Source organism: Burkholderia sp. HI2500, from assembly GCF_002223055.1.
GTDB lineage: Bacteria > Pseudomonadota > Gammaproteobacteria > Burkholderiales > Burkholderiaceae > Burkholderia.
This window is the reverse complement of sequence record NZ_NKFL01000004.1, coordinates 2,011,866-2,024,581: the sequence shown is the minus strand read 5'-3', so window position 1 is coordinate 2,024,581 and position 12,716 is coordinate 2,011,866. Positions and strand designations below refer to the sequence as shown.

Below are 12,716 nucleotides of genomic sequence, written 5' to 3'. Positions count from 1 at the left end.
GCAGGCGATGAAATGGACCGATTCGCGTGAAATTGCCATTGCGCTGGCGGACAAGCACCCGGACATCGACCCGCAGCGGATCAACTTCGTCGACCTGCGCCAATGGGTGCTCGAGCTCGACGGCTTCAACGACGATCCGGCGCACTCCGGCGAGAAGATCCTCGAAGCGATCCAGGCCCACTGGATCGACGAATCGGACTTCGACGACGAAGACTGAGCCCCGCGTGCGCCGCAACGGCGCAGACGGCGGTCAATGAAAAAACGGCTCGTGAGCGATTGCTCACGAGCCGTTTTCGTTTTCAGGCCGCTTGCCCGCGCACGTTGCGCGGGCAGGGGAGTCATGCGATCACGCGCCGACCAGCGTGCCGTTCTGGATCCGCACGCGCTGGCCCTGGCCGAACGGCGGCGGGTTGCGGTACGTGAACGTGCGCGTCGCGCCGCTTTCCATCTGCACTTGCACCTGGTAGTCGGTTTCCGCGCGCACCTGCTTCTCGACCTGGTTGCCGGCGAGACCGCCGCCGAGTGCGCCGATGATCGTCATCGCCGTGCGGCCGTTGCCGTTGCCGAACTGGTTGCCGAGCAGGCCGCCGGCTGCTGCGCCACCCACGGCGCCGATCCCCGAGCTCTGGCCCGGCGTGCGCGTCTGCGTGATCGCGACGACCGTGCCGCAGCTCTGGCAGTACGACTGCGCGGGTGCTGACGGCTGCTGTGCGTATTGCGGCGGCTGCGGTGCCGTGGTGTGACGGCGATGCGGCGCAGCCGGACGCGGCGCGGGCTTCGGTTCAGCCTGCGCGACGGCGGCCTTCTGCTCGGCAGCCTTTTGCTGCGCGGCGGCCTGTTCGGCCGCCTGCTGCTGGGCCTGCGCGGCCAGCGCGGCGCTGGCGGCAGCGGCTGTATCGACGGCCGGCTGCGACGCGATCAGCGCGGCCTGGGTCTGGCCGTTCTGTTCGTTGCTGCTGGTGGCTTTCGGGAAGACGCCCGTGATCGCTGCCGTCGCCGCGAGGCTGGCGACGATGACGGCGCCGGCCGCGGTGGCGATCAGCGGGTGGAGGCGTTGCTTTTGCGGCGTGGTCTGATTCTGGTTGTCCATTTTGTTCTCCAATGTCGATCCGGATCGGCGCGCTGCGCCGGAGCAGGATCCCACGCTCGGGAGCGAGCAGACTCGGCGTTCCGGCGCCTCGTTCTGGTCCCGTGGTCATGCGTGGTGACGCAACAGGAGTGTCGTCCACGGCCCAGCGGCGCGCCGTATCAAGGTGTAACGAATTGCAGCGGAGCATCGGCAGCCATGACAGGGAAAACCCGGAAAAGGCCGTCGCGACGAGGGGATAAAACGGGGGAGGATCGAAAGCCGGCGGACGCCGGCTGGCGGGATTTACGCGTCGTTACAAAGCTGACGCGTGCGCGCCGCAGGGCGCGGCGCACACGCGGGCGCGGCGATCAGTCTTCGCGGCGCAGGTGCGGGAACAGCAGCACGTCGCGGATCGTCGGGCTGTCGGTCAGCAGCATCACGAGACGGTCGATGCCGATCCCGCAGCCGCCGGTCGGAGGCATCCCGTACTCGAGCGCGCGGATGTAGTCGGCGTCGAAGAACATCGCTTCCTCGTCGCCCGCATCCTTCTGCTCGACCTGCTTCTTGAAGCGCGCAGCCTGGTCTTCCGGATCGTTCAGCTCCGAGAAGCCGTTCGCGATCTCGCGGCCGGTCATGAACAGCTCGAAACGCTCGGTGATGCCCGGCACCGTATCCGATGCGCGTGCGAGCGGCGACACCTCGACCGGGTAGTCGATGATGAAGGTCGGCTCCCACAGCTGCGCTTCGGCCGTTTCCTCGAACAGCGCGAGCTGCAGCGCGCCGATGCCCGCGTTCAGGAACGCCGGCTGCGACACGTCGACGCCGAAGCGCTTCAGTTCGGTGCGCAGGAACGCGTCGTCCGACAGCTGGCCGTCGGTGTAGTCCGGTGCGTACTTCTGGATCGCCTGTGTGATCGTCAGGCGGTGGAACGGCTTCGCAAGGTCGAGCTCGCGGCCCTGGTACTGGATCGTCGCGGTGCCGAGCGCATCGATCGCCGCCTGGCGGATCAGTTGCTCGGTGAAGTCCATCAGCCAGCGGTAGTCGGTGTACGCGGCGTAGAACTCCATCATCGTGAATTCCGGGTTGTGACGCGGCGACACGCCTTCGTTCCGGAAGTTACGGTTGATTTCGAACACGCGTTCGAAGCCGCCGACGATCAGGCGCTTCAGGTACAGCTCCGGCGCGATGCGCAGGAACATCTGCATGTCGAGCGCGTTGTGATGCGTGACGAACGGCTTCGCGGCCGCGCCGCCCGGGATCGGGTGCAGCATCGGCGTCTCGACTTCCATGAACTCGGCGTTGTCCATGAACTTGCGGATCGACGCGATCGTCTTGGTGCGGGCGCGGAACGTGTCGCGCGTTTCCGGCGTGACGATCAGGTCGACGTAGCGCTGGCGGTAGCGCATTTCCTGGTCCGACAGGCCGTGGAACTTGTCCGGCAGCGGGCGCAGCGCCTTCGACAGCAGGCGCAGTTCCTTGCACTGGACCGACAGCTCGCCCTTGTTGGTGCGGAACAGCACGCCGCGCGCGGCGACGATGTCGCCGAGGTCCCACTTCTTGAATGCGTCGTAGGTTTCCGCGCCGACGTCGTTCGGCGTCACGAAGAACTGGATCTGGCCCGAACCGTCCTGCACCGTCGCGAAGCTTGCCTTGCCCATCACGCGCTTGAGCATCATGCGGCCGGCGACCGACACCTCGACCGGGTTCGCTTCGAGCGCGGCCTTGTCCGAGTCGGCGAATTTCGTCTGCAGATCGGCTGCGTGATGTTCCGGGCGGAAATCGTTCGGGTAGGCGACGCCTTGCTCGCGCAGGGCGCGCAGCTTCTCGCGGCGCTCGGCGATGATCTGGTTTTCGTCCGCGGTGACGGGGGGCTGCGTTTGGGTCGGTTCGGTCATGATGGTCGGAATTCGGAGTGGGTGCGGCAACGCAAACGGGAAGGGCAAGGGGGCGCGACCCGGCGGGGTCGCGCCGCGGCGCTTACACGCCCTGTTTGAGGCTCGCGCTGATGAAGTCGTCGAGGTCGCCGTCGAGGACGGCGCGCGTGTTGCTCATTTCGACGTTCGTGCGCAGGTCCTTCACGCGGCTCTGGTCGAGCACGTACGAACGGATCTGGTGGCCCCAGCCCACATCGGTCTTGCTCGATTCGAGCTTGTCCTGTTCGGCCTGGCGCTTGCGCATTTCAACTTCGTACAGGCGCGATTTCAGCATCGCCATCGCTTCGGCGCGGTTGCGGTGCTGCGAGCGGTCGTTCTGGCACTGCACGACGATACCGGTCGGCATGTGCGTGATCCGCACCGCGGAGTCGGTCTTGTTGATGTGCTGACCGCCCGCGCCCGATGCGCGGTACGTGTCGATGCGCAGGTCGGCCGGGTTGATCTCGACTTCGATCGAATCGTCGATTTCCGGGTAGACGAACACCGACGAGAACGACGTGTGGCGGCCGCCCGACGAGTCGAACGGCGACTTGCGCACGAGGCGGTGGATGCCCGTTTCGGTGCGCAGGAAGCCGTACGCGTATTCGCCCGAGACCTTGACCGTCGCGTTCTTGATGCCGGCGACGTCGCCGTCGGACTCTTCGAGCACTTCGGCCTTGAAGCCCTTGCGTTCGCAGTAGCGCAGGTACTGGCGCAGCAGCATCGATGCCCAGTCGCACGCTTCGGTGCCGCCGGCGCCGGCCTGGATGTCGATGAAGCAGTTGTTCGGGTCGGCCGGGTTCGAGAACATCCGGCGGAACTCGATGTCGCCCACGCGTGCCTCGAGCTTTGCCGCGTCTTCTTCCGACGCGACGAGCGTGTCCTCGTCACCTTCCTCGCGGGCCAGCTCGAACAGGTCGAGCGCGTCGCGCAGGTCGCCATCGAGCGCGGTGAGCGTCGTGACGACGCCCTCGAGCAGCTTCTTCTCGCGACCGAGCGCCTGGGCGTTCTTCGAATCGTTCCAGACGTTCGGGTCTTCGAGTTCCTTGTTGACTTCGGTCAGACGCGCAGCTTTGGCGTCGTAGTCAAAGATACCCCCGAAGCTCGCCCGCGCGATTGCGCAGGTCGAGCAGGGAGCTTTCGATCGCGTTGAGACGTTCCGCTTCCATGATCGTTCGCTATTCTTGCTTCGTAAAAAAGCGGAATTATAGCCGATCGGCGGGGTTGCCCGGTGACGCAAACGGTGCTCGCACGCGCGCCGCGGCCCCGTCCGGCGCGGCGCGCATGCGTCGGCGGGCAGTGCGGGCCGGGCGGCCCGCGCTCAGCCGGCCGCGTGTTCGACGATCAGCTGGACGCGCGTGACGCCGTTCCACGTGTCGGCGACGAGGCGGTAGGCGACCAGCGCGCGCTCCGGCAACGGCTCCGTGTGATTGAACCAGATCGCGTTGAAGCGCTGGCGGCCGCGCGCCAGTTGCAGCTTCAGGTGCTTTTCCTTCACGAGCGACTGCGACACGACGTCGAATTCGCCGGAGAAAAGCGGGGCCGGAAAGCCTTGCCCCCAGACGGCCTCGTCGAGCAGCCCGACGAACTGCGGCGTGAAGTACGCATCCTCGAGTTCGCCGTCGGTCTCGATCACGCGGGCGAGCGCGTCGTCGGACAGCCATTCGCGCGCGACGGCCTCGAACGCGGCCGCGAAGCGCGGCACGTTCTCGGTGTCGAGCGTGAGCCCGGCCGCCATCGCGTGGCCGCCGAACGCGACGATCAGGTCCGGTTCGCGTTTCGACACGAGGTCGAGCGCGTCGCGCAGGTGGAAGCCGGGAATCGAGCGGCCCGAGCCCTTGACCCGCTTGCCTTCGTCGTCCGCGTGCGCAAACGTGAACGACGGGCGGTGGAATTTTTCCTTGAGCCGGCCGGCGACGATGCCGATCACGCCCTGGTGCCACTCGGGGTTGAAGAGGGTGATCGTGCACGCGTCCGCCGGATCGACGTCGGCGAGATCGGCGAGCGCCTGCTGCTGCATGCCGGCCTCGATCTCGCGGCGTTCGCGGTTCATCACGTCGAGCTGCTGCGCGAGATCCCACGCGCGGCCGATGTCGTCGGTGATCAGGCACTCGATGCCGAGCGACATGTCGGACAGCCGTCCGGCGGCGTTCAGGCGCGGACCGAGGCCGAAGCCGAGGTCGAAGCCCGATGCCGTACGCGCTTCGCGCGCGGCCGCGCGGAACAGCGCGGCGACGCCCGGCTGCATGCGGCCGTTGCGGATGCGCTGCAGCCCCTGCGCGACCAGCACGCGATTGTTGCCGTCGAGCCGCACGACGTCGGCGACGGTGCCGAGCGCGACGAGGTCGAGCAGGCCGTCGAGGCGCGGCTCGGCTTCCTTGCTCGCGAACGCGCCGCGGCGGCGCAGCTCGGCGCGCAGCGCGAGCAGCACGTAGAACATCACGCCGACGCCGGCGAGGTGCTTGCTCGGGAACGCGCAGCCGGGCTGGTTCGGGTTGACGATCGCGCGCGCGGCGGGCAGCGCGTCGCCGGGCAGGTGGTGGTCGGTCACGAGCACGTCGATGCCGCGCGCGTTCGCGGCTTCGACGCCCGTGACGCTCGCGATCCCGTTGTCGACGGTGATCAGCAGGTCGGGCTTGCGCGCGGCGGCGAGTTCGACGATCTCGGGCGTGAGGCCGTAGCCGTATTCGAATCGGTTCGGCACCAGGTAGTCGATCTGCGCGCCGAACATCCGCAGGCCGCGCACCGCGACCGCGCACGCGGTTGCACCGTCGCAGTCGTAGTCGGCGACGACGAGCAGGCGCCGCTTGTCGGCGATCGCGTCGGCGAGCAGCGATGCAGCGTCGGCGCAGCCTTTCAGCTCGGTGGGCGGAACGAGTCGTGCCAGCGCGGTCTCGATGTCGGCGGGGGACTGCACGCCGCGCGACGCGTACAGGCGCGCAAGGACGGGATGCAGGCCGTGGCGCGCGAGCACTTCGGCGTCGGCGGGCGCGACGGGGCGGGTAACGATCCGGGTCATACGGGGTCTGCTTTGTTATTCGAACAGGGAGGCTAGCGCGCGGCGGCGCCAGAACTTGCGCAGGTCGCCGCGCGTCGCGTGCAGCGTCACGGAACTCGTGTCGCCGCACAGCGTGAAATCGACGCTCGCGAGCTCGCCGTTCTGCAGCGCGGCAAGGGCCGGCGCGAACCAGTCGCGCTCGAGCGCGGCGAGTCCGTCGTGCCAGCGCGCCCAGTCCTGCTCGATGAACGGGGTGGTCAGCGCGGGCAGTTCGACGAGCGTCGCGCCATCGGCGGCGGGCAGCGAGCCGAACGCGGCCGGCGGCGCGCCGGCGTCGGCTTGCGCGGCGCGCGCGAGGCCGAGCGCCGCGGGCGACGCGGACAGCACGCGCGCGAACGGCTTGCCGACCGGCTTCAGCGTGCCCTGCGCATGGAACCAGATCGAATTGACGGCCGGCAGGCCACGCGCCTCGCGGGCCTCGTTGACCGGGTGCTGGAACCACGCCATCTGCACTTCGTTCTGCAGCTTCATCCACATCCGCGAGCGCTCGCCCGTATGGGCCTCGTGCGGCAGCCAGATCTCGATGTTGCGGCCGCTCGCGCGTAGCGGCGCGGCGCCGGCGAGACGGGCGAGCTGCTCGCTCGACAGGTACCAGCGTGACGGGTTCGGCGCCTCGAGCCGGACGCCGAGCTCCTCGATCAGCGGCCGCGCGACTGCGAGCAGCGCGGCGGCGTCGCCTTCGTCGAGCGCGAGGGCCGCCGGATCGACGAGCACCAGGTGATCGTGCGCGATTTCGACGTGGACGGGCTCGACGCAGGCCCACGCTTGCGCGCCGGGGTCGCCGCCGTCCGCCAGCAGCATGTAGGGCGCGAGCGGCGCCTCGTCCGCGGCGTTGCCCTGGGTGGCGCCGAACTGGCGGGCCAGCCAGCGTTCGTGCGGCAGCGTGCGCTGGAAGTCCTCGCCGGCCACGCGCTCGACGAGACTGGCGCGGGCGAGCAACTTTTCGAGCGCGGGGCTGTCCAGCGTGTGCAGGGACGAGGCCGCATCGGCCGCCGACGGCAGCGCGAACGGAACGAGAAAATGGAGGCGTCGGTCGTGCATGATGGTGCGCATTGTATGGCAAACTGCGCGCGTGATCGGGCCGGCTGACGGCCCGTTCGCGTCCGGCGGCCGTTTTTCGACCGTGCCCGGGCCGGTGGCCGCCACCGGGCGGCGGTCCGGCCGCGGGGCGCCTCCCCGCCGTAACCAGCAGAAAGGATTCGCTTGAAACTTCCGTACGAATGGCAGATCGGCTGGCGCTACACGCGCGCCGGCAAACGCACGACCGGTAACGGCTTCATTTCCTTCATCGCGCTCGTGTCGATGCTCGGGATCGCGCTCGGCGTCGCGGCGCTGATCGTCGTGCTGTCGGTGATGAACGGCTTCCAGAAGGAAGTGCGCGACCGCATGCTGTCGGTGCTCGCGCACGTCGAGGTGTTCTCGCCGACGGGCTCGATGCCCGACTGGCAACTGACCGCGCAGGAAGCGCGCCGCAATCCGTCGGTGATCGGCGCGGCGCCGTACGTCGACGCGCAGGCGCTGCTCACCCGCCAGGACGCGGTGAGCGGCGTGATGCTGCGCGGCGTCGAGCCGGCGCTCGAGCCGCAAGTGTCGGACATTGGCAAGGACATGAAGGCGGGCCAGCTCGGCGCGCTGGTGCCGGGCCAGTTCGGCATCGTGCTCGGCAATGCGCTCGCGGGCAATCTCGGCGTGACGGTCGGCGACAAGGTCACGCTGGTCGCGCCGGAAGGATCGATCACGCCGGCCGGCATGATGCCGCGGCTGAAGCAGTTCACGGTCGTCGGCGTGTTCGAGTCCGGGCACTACGAATACGACAGCACGCTCGCGATGATCAACATCCGCGACGCCGAGGCGCTGTTCCGGATGGCCGCGCCGACCGGCGTGCGGCTGCGGCTGAAGGACATGCAGAAGGCGCCGGACGTGGCGGTCGAGCTGTCGCATACGCTGTCGGGCAGCCTGTACATCCGAGACTGGACCCAGCAGAACAAGACGTGGTTCTCGGCCGTGCAGATCGAGAAGCGGATGATGTTCATCATCCTCACGCTGATCATCGCGGTGGCCGCGTTCAACCTCGTGTCGTCGCTCGTGATGACGGTGACCAACAAGCAGGCCGACATCGCGATCCTGCGCACGCTCGGCGCGCAGCCGGGGTCGATCATGAAGATCTTCGTCGTGCAGGGCGTGACGATCGGCTTCGTCGGCACGGCGTCGGGCGTCGCGCTCGGCTGCCTGATCGCGTGGAGCATCCCGTGGCTGATCCCGATGATCGAGCACCTGTTCGGCGTGCAGTTCCTGCCGCCGTCCGTGTACTTCATCAGCGAGCTGCCGTCCGAACTCGTCGCGAGCGACGTGATCCGGATCGGCCTGATCGCGTTCGCGCTGTCGGCGGTCGCGACGCTCTATCCGAGCTGGCGCGGCGCGAAGGTGAAGCCGGCGGAGGCGCTCCGCTATGAATGACCGCGCGACCGCATTCGCGGATGAAAAACAACACAACAGACAGGATTCGGCAGGTATGCAGGAATACGTGCTTCAGGCGCGCGGGATCACGAAGGCGTTCGTGCAGGGCGGCTTCAACGTGCAGGTGCTCAACAATACCGAGCTGACGGTGCGGCGCGGCGAGAAGCTCGCGGTCGTCGGTGCGTCGGGCTCCGGCAAGAGCACGCTGCTGCACGTGCTGGGCGGGCTCGACGAGCCGAGCGCGGGCGAGGTGTCGCTGCTCGGCAAGCCGTTCACGCAACTCGCCGAGCGCGAGCGCAACGAGCTGCGCAACCGCGCGCTCGGCTTCGTCTACCAGTTCCATCACCTGCTGCCCGAGTTCACCGCGCTCGACAACGTCGCGATGCCGCTGCGCATTCGCCGGATGACGACCGAGGACGCGCGCGAGCAGGCGCAGGCGATGCTCGAACGCGTCGGTCTCGGCCCGCGTGCGAAGCACCGGCCGGGCGAGCTGTCGGGCGGCGAGCGGCAGCGCGTCGCGATCGCGCGCGCGCTGGTCACGAAGCCCGCGTGCGTGCTCGCCGACGAGCCGACCGGCAACCTCGACGGCACGACGGCCGATACGGTGTTCAACCTGATGCTCGAGCTGTCCGAGACGCTCGAAACGAGCTTCGTGATCGTCACGCACGATCCCGATCTCGCCGCGCGCTGCGACCGCATCATGCGGCTGCGCGACGGCGTGCTGCACGAGGAGCCGGCGCTGCCGGTGTAAGAAGCGAACGCGCTTGGCCTGCTGCCGGGGGTGGTCCCGGTGCGGCGCCAGCGCGCAGGACTGCCGCCATGTGGATCGACACGCACTGCCATCTCGATGCCGCCGAGTTCGACGCCGACCGCGACGCGGTCGCGCACGCGGCGCGCGCGGCCGGCGTGTCGCGCATCGTGATCCCGAGCGTCGGGCGCGACAACTTCACGACGGTGCGCGAACTCGCGCAACGCACGCCGGGCGCGGTCTACGCGCTCGGCATCCATCCGATGTTTACGCCACGCGCACGTGACGAGGATCTCGACCGGCTGCGCATGGAGATCGAGGCGAGCCTCGACGATCCGCGCTTCGTCGCGATCGGCGAGATCGGTCTCGACTATTTCGTGCCGGGGCTCGACGAAGACCGGCAGCAGTTCTTCTACCAGGGGCAACTGAAGCTCGCGCGCGAATTCGACCTGCCCGTGCTGTGCCACGTGCGCAAGTCGCAGGATCGCGTGCTCGCCGGGCTGCGCCGTTTCGGCGTGCAGCGCGGTATCGCGCATGCGTTCAACGGCAGCTTCCAGCAGGCCGAAGCATATCTCGCGCATGGGCTGCATCTCGGCTTCGGCGGCAACGTGACCTTCACCCGCGCGCTGCAGATCCGCCGGCTCGCGGCGCAGTTGCCGCTCGAGGCGATCGTCGTCGAGACGGACGCACCCGACATCGCGCCCGAATGGGCGTACAAATCCCGCAACACGCCCGACCAGGTGCCGCGCATCGGCGGCGTGCTCGCCGAACTGCGCGGAATCGACGCCGGCGCGGTGTCCCTATGCACTTCGGCTAACGCGCTCGCCGCGCTGCCGCGACTCGCACTTTCATCCGCATAATCGTAGCCCTGAGGCGCTGCATGCTCGATGGCGGCGCCGGGTCGACGAGGAGGGGCGATGCGCGTGTGGTGGATCGCGTTCGCGCTCGGCGTGGTCGTACTGCAGCGGCAGGCGGCGCTGCCGGGTGCGCTCGCATGGACGAGCGGTGTGGCCGTGCTCGCGGGCTGCGCGGTGCTGAGCGTGTGGTGCAGGCGTCGCCAGCGTACGCGCAACACCGCCATGTTCGGATGGTTGCTGTGTGCGCTCGTGGCCTGCGATGCAGGGTTAGGCTATGCGGCCGCGCGGGCCGAATGGCGGCTGCGCGACAGCCTGCCCGTCGAGTGGGAGGGGCGCGACATCGTCGTCACCGGCGTGATCCGCGGGCTGCCCGTGATCGACGAGACAGGCGCGCGGCTGCTGTTCGCGGTCGAGTCGAACGATGCGGGGCTGGCCCGTTTTCCGCCGTTGATCCGGCTGTCGTGGCGCGCGTATGGCGCATCGGCGACACGCGATCCACTTCCCGATCTGCGCGCCGCACAGCGCTGGCGTTTCGTCGTGCGCCTGAAGCGCCCGCATGCCGAGGCCAATCCCGGTGTGCGCGACAGCGAGGCGGCGTGGCTGGCCGCAGGCATTCGCGCGATCGGGTATGTGAGTGCGCCCCGGCGGGCGGAATTGCTCGATGCGCGCGCGGCGGGATGGCGTGCGTCGATCGATCGGCTGCGCGATGCGCTGCGCGCGCGTATCGACGCGTCGCTCGGCAGCGACGCCGGTCATCGCGGCATCGTCGCCGCGCTCGCGATCGGCGACCAGTCTGACATCGGCGACGACGACTGGCACGTGCTGCGCAGCACGGGCACGAGCCACCTCGTCGCGATTTCCGGCCTGCATGTCGGGCTCGTCGGCGCGATCGCGGGTGGGCTCGTGTCGATGGTCTGGCGTCGCCTGCGCTGGCGCGCACGGGCTGCCACGCTCGTGTTTCCGGCACCGTACGTGGCCGCGCTGGCCGCCTTGGCAGCTGCCGGCGGCTATGCGGCGCTTGCCGGCTTCAACGTGCCGGCGCAGCGCGCATGGTGGATGATCGCGGCCGGCGGCATTGCGTACCTGGCCGGGCGCCGCGTGCCGACTTCCGCGGTGCTGTGCGCGGCGCTCGGCGGCGTGCTGCTTGCCGACCCGTGGGCCGTGCTGTCGGCCGGGTTCTGGCTGTCGTTCGGGGCGGTCGCCGTGATCCTGATGGCCGTCGCCGGCTGGCGTGGCGTGCGTGAGGTTGATACGGAAAACGAGGAGGGTGACGGCACGGCCGGCTTGTCGAGCCGGTTGCGCGCGTGGGGTGCCCGCGCCGGGCGCCGGATCGCCGAGGCCACGCGCGTGCAGTACGCGGTGACGATCGGTCTCGCACCGCTCACGGCCGCCTGGTTCGCGCAGATATCCCTGTCGGGCCCGCTTGGCAATGCGTTCGCGATTCCGTGGGTCAGCTCGGTCGTGACGCCCGTCGTGCTGGCGGGAATCGCGCTACCCGCGCCGCTCGATGCGTACGCGTTCCGGCTTGCGCATGCGGCGCTCGAACCGATGATGACGCTGCTCGGATACCTCGCCGACTGGCCGGCCGGCGTGTTCTGGCTGCGCATGCCCGACTGGCCGGTGCTGGTGCTGGCCTGCGTGGGCGTCGCATGGGCGCTGATGCCGCACGGCTGGCCGTTGCGCTGGGCGGCCCCGCTCACGTGGCTGCCGCTCGTCGCGCCGGCATCTGATGCGCCGCCGCCGGGCGGCTTCCGGCTGACCGTTTTTGACGTCGGGCAGGGCGCGTCGGTGCTGGTGGAGACCGCGCGGCGCACCTTGCTGTTCGATGCGGGGCCGGGCGCGGAGTCGACCCACGCCGGCGCGCGGATCGTCGCGCCGGCGTTGCGTGCACGCGGCATCGCGGTGATCGATTCGCTCGTGCTCAGTCACGCGGATGCCGATCACGCGGGCGGTGCACCGGCCGTCTATGCGGCAGCCGACGTGCGCCAGCTGCTGGCCGGCATCGTGCCGAACAGCCGGTTGTGGCGCGATGCGGCCGCCGCCGGCGTCGCCGACCGGCTGCCGTGCGCGGCCGGGCAGCGCTGGACCTGGGACGGCGTCGCGTTCACGATGCTGTGGCCGCCAGGCGGCCCGGGCGCGGGCTCGTCGAACGGGCGGTCGTGCGTGCTGCGCATCGACGCGGGCGAGACGTCCGCGCTGCTGACGGGTGATGTCGATGCGCGCGGCGAACGCCGGCTCGTGGACGCTGCGCCCGACGCGCTGGCCGCACAGATCCTGGTCGTTCCGCACCATGGCAGCCGCACGTCGTCGGTCGAGCCTTTCCTCGATTCGGTCGGGCCGCGCGTCGCGGTATTTCCTGTAGGCTATCGCAATCGTTTCGGACATCCGCACCGGACGGTGCTCGCCCGTTACGAGGCGCGCGGGATCCCGCTGCCGCGCACCGATCGCGACGGCGCCGTGCGGTTCGACGTCGCGCCGGCCGACGGCGGGTTTGCCTTCGAGCGTCATCGCGACGTTTGGCGGCGGTACTGGATGGATCGGTGAGCGCGGCGAAAGCCGGCGTATCAATAAAGATGGCCCGGGATCCGCGCTCAATGCCGAAGCGTGGGCCCGG

Annotated in this window: 10 protein-coding genes; 5 read left to right on the top strand and 5 right to left on the bottom strand. The window is 69.3% G+C overall.

All coding sequences use genetic code 11. From position 1 onward, the window contains the following. Nucleotides 1–7: 7 nt before the first annotated feature. The gene (iscX, locus tag CFB45_RS12140) at nt 8–217 is read left to right on the top strand and encodes a Fe-S cluster assembly protein IscX (RefSeq protein ID WP_069621826.1); all 210 of its coding nucleotides are present in this window, start codon (nt 8–10) and stop codon (nt 215–217) included. 129 nt (nt 218–346) lie between these two features. On the opposite strand, the gene CFB45_RS12135 is transcribed toward iscX, so the two are convergent. The 5 genes from CFB45_RS12135 to CFB45_RS12115 all read right to left on the bottom strand — a co-directional run bounded on the left by CFB45_RS12135 (nt 347) and on the right by CFB45_RS12115 (nt 7,081). Continuing rightward, nucleotides 347–1,090: a glycine zipper 2TM domain-containing protein gene (locus CFB45_RS12135; protein WP_089425755.1), complete on the bottom strand. Its 744-nt coding sequence runs from the start codon at nt 1,088–1,090 to the stop codon at nt 347–349. A 347-nt stretch (nt 1,091–1,437) separates the two neighbouring features. Further along, complete coding sequence (gene lysS / locus CFB45_RS12130; protein WP_089425754.1) at nt 1,438–2,964, bottom strand: lysine--tRNA ligase; 1,527 nt, start codon at nt 2,962–2,964, stop codon at nt 1,438–1,440. Nucleotides 2,965–3,046: 82 nt separating this feature from the next. After that, a protein-coding gene (gene prfB, locus CFB45_RS12125) for a peptide chain release factor 2 (RefSeq protein ID WP_111941483.1) occupies nt 3,047–4,151 on the bottom strand; the annotation gives its coding sequence in 2 pieces (ribosomal slippage) (nt 3,047–4,069 and nt 4,071–4,151; 1,104 coding nt in all). A 152-nt stretch (nt 4,152–4,303) separates the two neighbouring features. After that, on the bottom strand, nt 4,304–6,001 hold the full coding sequence (recJ, locus tag CFB45_RS12120) for a single-stranded-DNA-specific exonuclease RecJ (protein WP_089425753.1): 1,698 nt from the start codon (nt 5,999–6,001) through the stop codon (nt 4,304–4,306). A gap of 15 nt (nt 6,002–6,016) precedes the next feature. Further along, nucleotides 6,017–7,081 (bottom strand): regulator, encoded by a 1,065-nt coding sequence (locus CFB45_RS12115; protein ID WP_089425952.1) that lies wholly within the window; start codon nt 7,079–7,081, stop codon nt 6,017–6,019. Between the two features lie 162 nt (nt 7,082–7,243). Here CFB45_RS12115 and CFB45_RS12110 point away from each other — a divergent pair, with 162 nt between their 5' ends. From CFB45_RS12110 to CFB45_RS12095, 4 genes are all read left to right on the top strand, one after another. Continuing rightward, entirely contained in the window at nt 7,244–8,497 is a 1,254-nt protein-coding gene (locus CFB45_RS12110; protein ID WP_089425752.1) for a lipoprotein-releasing ABC transporter permease subunit, read from the top strand. Continuing rightward, complete coding sequence (gene lolD / locus CFB45_RS12105; RefSeq protein ID WP_373452674.1) at nt 8,490–9,248, top strand: lipoprotein-releasing ABC transporter ATP-binding protein LolD; 759 nt, start codon at nt 8,490–8,492, stop codon at nt 9,246–9,248. The genes CFB45_RS12110 and lolD overlap by 8 nt, the downstream gene beginning before the upstream one ends. Nucleotides 9,249–9,316: 68 nt before the next feature. Next, nucleotides 9,317–10,105 (top strand): TatD family hydrolase, encoded by a 789-nt coding sequence (locus CFB45_RS12100; RefSeq protein WP_089425751.1) that lies wholly within the window; start codon nt 9,317–9,319, stop codon nt 10,103–10,105. A gap of 57 nt (nt 10,106–10,162) precedes the next feature. After that, a complete protein-coding gene (locus tag CFB45_RS12095) occupies nt 10,163–12,646 on the top strand; it encodes a DNA internalization-related competence protein ComEC/Rec2 (protein WP_089425750.1) in 2,484 nt (827 codons plus the stop codon). Nucleotides 12,647–12,716: the final 70 nt, after the last annotated feature.

Bases quoted from the DNA above. Each gene is read 5' to 3' on its own strand.
- CFB45_RS12115 (WP_089425952.1), bottom strand. From the start codon at position 7,081: ATGCACGACCGACGCCTCCATTTTCTCGTTCCGTTCGCGCTGCCGTCG.
- recJ (WP_089425753.1), bottom strand. From the start codon at position 6,001: ATGACCCGGATCGTTACCCGCCCCGTCGCGCCCGCCGACGCCGAAGTG.
- iscX (WP_069621826.1), top strand. From the start codon at position 8: ATGAAATGGACCGATTCGCGTGAAATTGCCATTGCGCTGGCGGACAAG.
- CFB45_RS12135 (WP_089425755.1), bottom strand. From the start codon at position 1,090: ATGGACAACCAGAATCAGACCACGCCGCAAAAGCAACGCCTCCACCCG.
- lolD (WP_373452674.1), top strand. From the start codon at position 8,490: ATGAATGACCGCGCGACCGCATTCGCGGATGAAAAACAACACAACAGA.
- CFB45_RS12095 (WP_089425750.1), top strand. From the start codon at position 10,163: ATGCGCGTGTGGTGGATCGCGTTCGCGCTCGGCGTGGTCGTACTGCAG.
- lysS (WP_089425754.1), bottom strand. From the start codon at position 2,964: ATGACCGAACCGACCCAAACGCAGCCCCCCGTCACCGCGGACGAAAAC.
- CFB45_RS12100 (WP_089425751.1), top strand. From the start codon at position 9,317: ATGTGGATCGACACGCACTGCCATCTCGATGCCGCCGAGTTCGACGCC.